We start from the raw sequence: 9,664 nt of genomic DNA, 5'->3' as shown, positions 1-9,664 counted from the left end.
AATTGCAATTTGATTAACAATTTTAACATTTCCTCATCAGAAATTTCGATTTCATAATGCATGAATTGATTTCTCATTTTATTGAGATAAATCAATGAATTCTCGTATTCATCACTTATTTCGAATTCATTTTTTTTGCACTTTTCAATTGCCTCCATCAATGAAACTGTCTTTAAATTTGGATTTACTTGAAAAACATTATCCTTTTCCGTTCTAATCTGTTCCTCTTTTGCAATGTTGTACTTTTTTATATTCGAGAAAATCAGTTCTTCTCCCTTATTTTTCAAGACAAGCTTAAATAAAATTTCAATTCCGTGATTAAGGAAGAACACAATGTCTTTAAGATAATGATCTAACCCCTCCTCTAATTCGTTCAACTTTTGCATTTTATCATATGCGGATTTAAGAGAATCAGTTCCATTTTCTAATAGATTCATTTTTATCATAAGTTCACCTCTCCAAGATAAAACATGTCTATTATTTCACTAATTCTACCACTGAACAAAAATCTTGAAACCCTAAAAACCACCTTCTCCTTCAAAAGAGCAGGCTAATGTAGAATTATCAATGTTTTTCATTCTAAATTCCCTGAAAACATCATTGATCATTTCTATGCTAATTACAAAATCACTCCAATTAGTATATAGATTTTGTTTTCCCTCACGCAGAGCCTCTTGATACAGTGTTTCCAATTGCTCTAGCAAATTATTTTTCTCGTCTATATCCATGTTAGTTTACTCCCCATAAAATGGATTATATTTTTCAGTTGTCGTGAAACGCGACATCCGAAAAATGAGTGTCCATATAGTTTGATGATACTCCTTCTAAAGACGAAATTCACGACAATAAAACTCAACGGCAATTTACGTGTGAGTTTTATTCAACATGGTGAATCGCCGTGTCTCAGCATTAGCCATGCTGGTTAGCACTGTGACTAGAGATTTTTATATAACCTTGCCAAAATCTTGGCTAACGTTACTATCTCACCCTCAGGAAAATTTTCCTTACCCCTCATATATAGTTTCTGGATCGGCGTTATCAGCTATGTATTTAGCTTGTCTATAGGTCTCTTTGTTACCAAAACCAGTTTGATCGGCTACAACATCATTACTTCGGGCAAAATTTTGTCCAATGTTGTTATCATTGTCTGTACGAGTTCCTTGACGTTCCTTTGCCTTCAATCTTTCCAATTGTTCAAGCTCTCTAGCCCATTCTAGGCGTTCAATTTTCTCCGATGTCGATGAATCTTCATGTTGCACCAAGCTATATAATTAGCTTCATACGCCAAAGTTGGCGGTTGCGACATCGCATCTCCCAATGTGGCATGTTTTGGAGAAACGTCAATTTGACGACTTGCAGCAAACCGTCCGATGTCGGATGATGTGGATACAAAAAATTCCAGTCACCGTCAATATGGGGGCAACTGGATGGTAAAATTGGTGTTTTATATTGTCTTTCTGCAAAAGCTCGCTAAAATAGACTTCATTTTTCCAAACTACCTCATATGTTCATTAACCACATCAATTACATCAATTAATAGCTCCCAAACCTCTAGTACCATTTTTTTGATTTCACCTGATGAAGTATACACAATATGGTCTCCAGAAAGAGATTTAGTTATTCTATATTCTTCTCCCCCCAAGTTAGTCACTGGCCTCTCCTTATCTTTATAAAAGATTACACCTGATGTGGGAGACGAAGGAGGATGATTATGTGTAAAGTCATTTCTAACTCGTCTAAAATCTTTATAGATTGGCTTATCTATAATTTCTCTTAGGGCAAAGTAAAGCTGTTCATTTGATAATTTCACAGTACTTTCTGATTCCTTTTGATCCCAACATTTTTTAAAGGATGGCTTATACATGTTCCAATTATATAATCTATTACTAATATGAGATAATACATCTAAAGCAGAAGAAACTTTATAGAAGAAATTATCAACATAATAATCAAAATAAAATTTGAGAAAGTAATCCTTCTGTTCGAAATGAGGAAGAAGGCGAACAGTTCCCTTTCCCTTGACAAGCCACTCATCATCATTAATTCCTTGCTCAAATATATACAATAAATTAATCAGACTAAATTCTGCCTGTGCCACTTTATCAAAAAAAGTTGTAGACCATGTAGAGATATCATAACCTTCTAAAAACGGGATCTTCGATTCGGTTATAGATAATTGATTATCTTTTCTTAAAGGTATTCTTAATTCTTGATCAAGGCGCAAATAATCATCATACTTTGGATGAATCAAGTTATATAATTCCTCCACTTATTCAACCTCTCCTTTTATTTGAGATAATTGTTCTAATCAAAATATTAGCCTATGTCTCGTTCATTTATTCTTAGAATAACATACACTCCACAATCACATACTCCTGAGATGCTCTCACCTTCGTTTTAAGGGTGCTATTTGAGTCGTTAGGATAATATCAAGTATTAGAGAAATCGGGCTGTAATGAGGTAATAGCACCTTTAATTAACTCAAAAAACCACTTGACTATACCAGTAGCTCCTTCAGCAAATCTATCACTGATTTCAGGATGCATAGCACCATACAACAACCCAATAACAATAAGGACAAGAATAATAATAGATTGATTTGTTAAATTCTTCTTTTATTATAACAAGAGTATGATGCACAGTCACATGCTTGACCTCCTCTTTTGAATTACCTTTTTACGAACAGTTTCCCAAGTACGTGATAATGTATCCGATAAGGACAATATTGTGCATCCCGGCAGCAGCGATAACCAACGCTCGTTTAGCGTGTAGCTGACCTAATACATCGCTGTAATTCTCCATAGCGTCAATTATCTCTTTGACCTCACCCATAGGTATTTGATCTGCCTGAGGCAAATGGTCATAAGCATGGATAATGATCTGCTGTCTAGCATTAATACGTTTGTCTTGGGCATAATGTTCAGCTTCATTCGGGATTGGCTTAGGAGCTGGATCCATAGCTTGCTTAATATCTTGATTAATTATTTGATTACCTGTTTGATTAGTTCCCCCACCATCCATTGGATCAGGTAAGTAGTTAGAATTCCGATCTTTTGATTGGCCTTCAATAGCGTATTGTCCATGATCTTTTGCTGGAATGAGATCCATTAGATGACGAACAGTGTAAATACGTATACCCGTGATCAGGCGTGCTTCACCTGCATTTTCCTCGGGAAGCAGCACCGAATGGAACCCTTCCCGTTTTGCAGATCCATCATGGACAGCACCCCGTTCACAGGACGAATGCTACCATCCAACGCCAGCTCGCCAATAAACAACGTCCTTTCCCCCACTGGTAAAGCGACCTGTCCACTGGTTACAGCATCCTGTATGCAGTGTCCTATCATGTCCTCACATACTTTTGCTTGTTTGAGTAGTTGTTCCTCTATTAAGACAAGTTTCCTCGTATTTGGCGGCGATATTGTTAAAATTCACTTCCTACTTCCCCACTCTTGTTAAATTTTAAGGGTATTCAGTGGACTATGCAGTTGAGCTTTTCCTCTCACCTCATCATCGGTGAAGTCGAGGTATGCTTTATGCGTAGTCTCAACAGAAGCATGACCTAAGATACGACTCAAAGTAAACCAATCACCACCTGCCAAAATATAGTACTTCGCATAATTATTCCTTAACTGATGAGGATGTACATTTAACCCGATAGCCTTACCAGCTTGTCTTAGCGCATATTCATAGTTTCGTACATCCAACTGCGTACCCTTGGTTGTGGGAAATAACCATTGCGACTCTTTATAGCGATCACGATGTTTCAGCCAACTTTTCAGCTCCACACTCAATTTTGATGAAAAGTAAACGAATCTTTGCTGCTTATTTTTGGGTTTGACTATAAGGATTGCTCGTTTATTAAAGTCAATGTGTTTCGGTTCCAGATTTACACATTCATTAATTCGCATTCCAGTATCGAGTAGCAGACGGAAGATCATCCAATTGCGATAACCATGGAATTTTGTAGTATCGAATTGTCGTAAAATTAAAACAATCTCCGATTCACTTAATGTATGCTTTTGCTTTCTCTCAACTTTTGGAAGTGCTATTTGTCCAACTGGATTTTTTTGTATCTCCCTCTCAATAGTATGAAACCAATTAAAAAACACTTTGATATTCCGAACGTAATTTGCTATTGTCGTTGCTGATACAGGCTTATTATAATCACCTCTTAACTCAGGATGATTTGAGTTTCTTGATTCCTCTCTCGAAACAACCGAGTATTTCCCCCTATCTTGCACATACTTTACGTACATTCGGATATGTCCGCTTCCCACCTCTTTAAAATCTGTAGTCTGATGTTCTCGTTCCAGATACACTGCAAATAATTTTAGTGTTTGCTCGTAGCTGGCTAATGTTCTTTTTGCAAGATTGCGGCTTGTACAATACAGCATAAAATTCTCAATTTGGAATGTAATCTCCGAAAACATAAAAAATCCACCTCCTGATTTGCCAAATTACTTGACCAATCAATTGATGGATTCATACATATACTCGTAAATATATTATTGGTTTTCACTGCCAAACCTTCACAGCAAAATGAAGAATTGGTTGGTTTCACCTTCAGGCTCAAGCCTTACCACACCTAGGTTCAGGACACCTTATTCTCAATCCGCAGCTTGTCAGCTACCATGGCAATAAATTCGCTATTCGTTGGCTTGGATTTAGAAATATTAATCGTATATCCAAATAAGTGAGAGATACTGTCAATATTGCCACGTGTCCATGCTACCTCGATGGCATGACGAATGGCGCGTTCCACGCGGGATGCCGTCGTTTTGAATTTTTCGGCGATTGCCGGATACAATGTTTTAGTGATGGCACCCAAAATTTCGATATTATTGTACACCATGGTAATGGCTTCGCGTAAATATTGGTAGCCCTTAATGTGAGCTGGCACACCGATTTCATGGATAATGGCCGTAATACTGGCATCCAGATTTTTCGTTTTACCCATTGGCACCACATTAGACCGCATGGAAGAAATGGTCACCGGACTGCTGCTGACTAACTGTGGTCCCACCAATTGGCGAACGCGGTTCGCAAGCACTTCCATATCAAACGGCTTCAAAATATAATAAGATGCCCCGAGCTGTACGGCCCTTTGCGTAATATTTTCTTGACCAAATGCAGTCAGCATAATGATTTTCGGCTGTGGAGACAGGTTCATTTCTCTCAAGCGCTCCAGTACGCCGAGACCATCCAGATGAGGCATAATAATATCTAAAATAAGTACATCAGGTACGTTGCGGGATTCTGCGATGTGTTGGAGCACTTCTTCACCATTATAGGCGATTCCTGTAACTTCCATATCCTCCTGATCGGAAATATATTCGGCAAGCAGATTCGTAAATTCCCGGTTGTCATCAGCCAACAATACCTCAATTTTTTGCAATGTACTTCCTCCTTATTGAGTGTTATTCAGTTGGGATATCAGTTTACAGCAAATAAATATTTCTTGTCGGAGTATATGATTTCGACATCGAATTATGAATTCCTTCTGTCGAAAATTATTTTTATTTATTTATTTTATTGTTTCCATTATAATTAATTCTTTAACTTGCTATTACGAGCTATTTCTTGGCCTTTCGACAAAAAAATCTTAAGGCCACTAGCTCGCCTTAAGATTAGAGGATGATTTCAAGCTTACGTTATTCTGCATGATTCCTGCATCGCGCAGCATCCATTCGATAAAGCAGCCGTAGCCTGATTTCGGATCGTTAACAAATACATGCGTCACAGCCCCGATGAGCTTGCCGTTTTGAATAATTGGGCTTCCGCTCATCCCTTGTACGATTCCCCCGGTCTTGTCCAGTAGCTTTGGATCTACGATACGGATAACAAGTCCTTTGGTTGCCGGTTTATCCTGTTGAGAAATGTGTACGACCTCTGCCTGAAACCGCTGAATCTGCTGACCTTCCAGTACAGTCAAAATTTCTGCGGGTCCTTCCTTGACTTCATTCGCAAGTGCTACAGGAATCGGCTTGGAATACAAACCATATTGCGGCTCATCTGACATCTTCCCAAAAATCCCGAAGTTCGTGTTTCGTTCAATATTACCTAACACCCGATGATCCTTGAGAAAATGTGCGCGTTTTTCCCCAGGTTCACCACTTTGACTTTTCGCAATTGACGTTACGTTGGATTGCACTATTTCCCCGCTCCCCACAACAATGGGGGTCTGGGTATTCATATCGGTGATTACATGCCCCAAGGCCCCGTATACCCCCTGATCCGGTGCATAAAAGGTCAAGGTGCCTACACCCGCTGCCGAGTCCCTGATATACAGCCCAAGCCGCCAGGCTTTGTCATCACGATCATAAGCTGGTGTCAGCTTGGTGGAAATCGTCTGCTCCCCTCGGCAAAGCGTGATGTCGAGCGGCTTTTTGTTCTTACCTGCTTCCTCTACAGCCTCCGCTACCCTTGTCAGGCTATCCAGCGGTTTGCCATTCATATGGGTGATCCGGTCACCGAGACGAATCCCGGCTGTCTCTCCAGGTGACACCTTGCGGTCCATACTTTCCTGAATGACATGATGACCAACAACAAGCACCCCTGAAGATTTTACTTTGACCCCAATCGTCTGACCCCCTGGATACACCTTCAAGTCGGGAATCACGCTATCTTGAGTCGTCTTCGCTGCATGGGAACCGAATAATTCCAGTGAAGCTTGTGGAGGCAGCGCTGCATGCACAGGCTTGGCGTTACCGATACAACAAATAAGAAAAACAAGCAAAAGACCGAGCAATTTGATCCTGGAGTAAAAATTCAATGGCTGTCACGCTCCCTTTGCTTCTTTCGCTTGACGAGTAAAGGTGGTCGCCAATTGCGTACCTATAAGGTAACCTTGCCCCCAGGCTTTTATAACTGTTAATCATTACGCCAGCCGCTCTTTTCAGGCTTTCTTTCCTTCCGCCAGATTCAGCATTTCCTGTGCGTGATGCAAAGTTTTTTCGGTAATTTCCACGCCGCCCAGCATACGCGCCAATTCCTTTACACGTCCGTCCTCGTTTAACGCCTCAATTTGCGTCATTGTACGTTCGTCATGAACATTTTTTTCAATGAGATACTGATGATCCGCCATACATGCCACCTGCGGCAGATGAGTAATGGAGAACACCTGACAGACGGAAGACAAACGATACAGTTTTTCCGCAATGGATTGAGCCGCACGACCACTGACCCCAGTATCCACCTCGTCAAAAATGAGCACCGGAATTTGATCATGACGGGCAAAAATACTTTTCATCGCCAACATGATACGGGACAGCTCACCACCAGAGGCAATCTTGCCCAGTGGACGAAGCGGCTCCCCCGGATTCGGTGAAATCAGAAATTCCGCATTATCAATGCCCTGCTTGGTTGGTCGTACCCGCCGACCTTTATATTCGTATCCGCGCGGATCTTCAATCGGATCAATACGTACCTTGAGTGACGTTCTTTCCATTTGCAGATCCTTTAGCTCCTGCTCTACCTGCTCGGCCAGCTCTTCTGCACAAATTTCACGCGCTTCTGTAAGCTCTTCTGCAATCTGGAGCAAATCCGAAAGCAATTCATCCCGCTTGGCAATTAACTGCTCCAGCCGTTCATCCTTATTCTCCAGCATATCGGTTTCCTGCTCAATACGGCTATAGTATTCCAAAATCTGCTCAATACTATCACCATATTTTCGCTGTAATCCGGTAATTTGGTTTAGCCGTTGCTCCACTTCATACAGCTTGCCTGGATTAAATTCAATATCCTCACGGTATGAGCGTAATTGGAACGCCGCATCCTCTAACTGGTAAAAAGCAGATTGAATCTGCTCCGCAATGGGCTGGAGGCTTTTGCTGTCGTAACCTTGGACATCATTCAACCTAGACAACACGTTATTAATCATGTCCAGTCCGCCTCTGCCGCTTAGCAGCTCGTAGGCTCCTGATATCCCATCCATCATTTTCTCACTATGGGATAGCTTGACCCGTTCTTCTGCCAATAATTCATCCTCTCCCAATTTAAGCTCGGCAGCAGCAATTTCCTCCAATTGAAACCGATACATGTCCAATAGTTGGTAGGCTTTTTGACTGGAGCTTTGCAGCTCCCGCACTTCTTTTTCCGCTTTGACAAAAGCATTATAACGCTCTCTGTAGAGCATTTTGACCGGACCGATGACCGAATCACCGAACGTATCCAGCAGCGTCAGGTGGCGGTCTGCGCGTAGCAAACTTTGATGCTCATGCTGACCGTGAATATTGACAAGCTGCTCTCCTACCTCGCGCAGCATCGTTAAATTAACCATTTGACCGTTAATCCGTGAAGAACTTTTTCCTTGTACGGTCAATTCCCGCCGAATCAATAGATGTTCTTCCGCATTCGCCTTGATTCCTTGTTCTTCTAACGTTGCCCAGACCGGATGCTTCACAGGAAGCTCAAACAGCGCCTCCATTTCTGCCTTTTCGCATCCATAACGGACCAGATCGGCGGAACCTCTGCCTCCAGCAATCAGACCGAGAGCATCAATAATGATCGATTTACCTGCGCCTGTTTCCCCGGTCAATACGTGGAACCCTTTATAAAAATGAACATCGACAGCCTCTACGACTGCCAAATTTCGTATAGATAAAGTGACCAGCATCGTTCTTTCACCTCTATGATGTACGAATTCAAACGTCTAATAAGCCTGAGAAATGTTGTTCAGGAAATGTAGCCCATAAGACGATTCACAATAGCCTCGCTGTTCTCTTCCGAACGGCAAATAATCAAAATGGTGTCATCGCCACTAATGGTACCCATAATTTCAGGCCATTCAATATTGTCCAGTAATGCTGCAATCGAATTTGCCGTCCCCGGCAAGCACTTCATCACGATCAGATTGGTCGTATAGTCAATATGCAAAAAGTTATCCACCAATGTACGTTTCAGCTTCTGCGCTGGGTTATATCGCTGATCTGAGGGCATCGAATACTTATATCTGCCATCATCCATCGGAACTTTAATAAGCAGCAGTTCCTTGATATCCCGAGATACGGTAGCTTGAGTGACCTGAAAACCAGCCTTGCGTAAAGCTTCCACCAGATCATCCTGCGTTTCAATTTCCCGTTGTGAAATAATTTCCCTGATTTTAATATGTCGTTGACCCTTCATAAAATCCTCCTATGGATTAATCTTCATATTCCTCTTCTTCGATGTCTTCCACCAATGTAATAAGGCGGATACTCCGATCGTCCGTATCAACGTACAATACGCCCGCACAGCCCGGATAAAGCAGTAGATAAGGCATAAGCCTGTCCCGCAAATCAGGACCACTCCACTCCATCGGTCTCTTGCGACGTGACGTTTTGACCATATATGTCGAACCTTTTCGCACAGCCACATAGTCTATAAACAAACGGCTATACACGGTATGTCCATTCACTTTAAAAGCAAGCGGTATTTTCATCTTTCCGCCCACCAGTTCATAACCCGCGTCTTCCAGCAAGTCCACAACAGGCCCTTCGTCCATTTCCTCGTTAATCGGTATAGTCTTTAACACAAGCGGTCCCGGCTCCTTTAACCAGGTACGCAGGCCGTAAAATGCCCATAGCGCTAATATTACGCCGATCACAACAATGATAACCGTATCATATCGCGTATCCATGAATCGATCACCTCATGGACATATTCTAGGACAGAAGGTAAAATC

The 9,664-nt window shown here is 41.5% G+C and carries 10 protein-coding genes and 1 pseudogene; all 11 read right to left on the bottom strand.

What is annotated here, in order from left to right:
* Nucleotides 1-446 (bottom strand): hypothetical protein (locus tag ACWXW9_RS09345; protein WP_494929159.1); only part of this gene is annotated, 446 nt, incomplete at its 3' end.
* A 72-nt stretch (nt 447-518) separates the two neighbouring features.
* Entirely contained in the window at nt 519-728 is a 210-nt protein-coding gene (locus ACWXW9_RS09340) for a hypothetical protein (RefSeq protein ID WP_494929158.1), read from the bottom strand.
* Between the two features lie 276 nt (nt 729-1,004).
* Nucleotides 1,005-1,259, bottom strand: coding sequence for a hypothetical protein (locus tag ACWXW9_RS09335; RefSeq protein WP_494929157.1), 255 nt, complete (start codon nt 1,257-1,259; stop codon nt 1,005-1,007).
* Nucleotides 1,260-1,495: 236 nt separating this feature from the next.
* Complete coding sequence (locus tag ACWXW9_RS09330) at nt 1,496-2,269, bottom strand: Cthe_2314 family HEPN domain-containing protein (RefSeq protein WP_494929156.1); 774 nt, start codon at nt 2,267-2,269, stop codon at nt 1,496-1,498.
* Nucleotides 2,270-2,709: 440 nt separating this feature from the next.
* Nucleotides 2,710-3,317 (bottom strand): annotated as a pseudogene (locus ACWXW9_RS09325) (magnesium chelatase domain-containing protein); the annotation flags it as partial.
* 138 nt (nt 3,318-3,455) lie between these two features.
* On the bottom strand, nt 3,456-4,433 hold the full coding sequence (locus ACWXW9_RS09320; RefSeq protein WP_494929155.1) for a tyrosine-type recombinase/integrase: 978 nt from the start codon (nt 4,431-4,433) through the stop codon (nt 3,456-3,458).
* Nucleotides 4,434-4,594: 161 nt separating this feature from the next.
* Nucleotides 4,595-5,398: a sporulation transcription factor Spo0A gene (spo0A, locus tag ACWXW9_RS09315; protein ID WP_134913747.1), complete on the bottom strand. Its 804-nt coding sequence runs from the start codon at nt 5,396-5,398 to the stop codon at nt 4,595-4,597.
* Between the two features lie 216 nt (nt 5,399-5,614).
* Complete coding sequence (gene spoIVB / locus ACWXW9_RS09310; protein WP_494929154.1) at nt 5,615-6,775, bottom strand: SpoIVB peptidase; 1,161 nt, start codon at nt 6,773-6,775, stop codon at nt 5,615-5,617.
* Between the two features lie 123 nt (nt 6,776-6,898).
* Nucleotides 6,899-8,617 carry a DNA repair protein RecN gene (gene recN, locus ACWXW9_RS09305; RefSeq protein WP_494929153.1) on the bottom strand — a complete coding sequence of 573 codons (1,719 nt, stop codon included), beginning with the start codon at nt 8,615-8,617 and terminating at the stop codon, nt 6,899-6,901.
* 59 nt (nt 8,618-8,676) lie between these two features.
* On the bottom strand, nt 8,677-9,126 hold the full coding sequence (gene ahrC, locus ACWXW9_RS09300) for a transcriptional regulator AhrC/ArgR (RefSeq protein ID WP_014282217.1): 450 nt from the start codon (nt 9,124-9,126) through the stop codon (nt 8,677-8,679).
* Nucleotides 9,127-9,142: 16 nt separating this feature from the next.
* A complete protein-coding gene (locus ACWXW9_RS09295) occupies nt 9,143-9,619 on the bottom strand; it encodes a hypothetical protein (RefSeq protein ID WP_494929152.1) in 477 nt (158 codons plus the stop codon).
* Nucleotides 9,620-9,664: the final 45 nt, after the last annotated feature.

Source organism: Paenibacillus sp. LT-B23 (assembly GCF_059417685.1).
The sequence above is the reverse complement of the archived record's forward strand: the minus strand, read 5'-3'. Positions and strand labels throughout refer to the sequence as shown.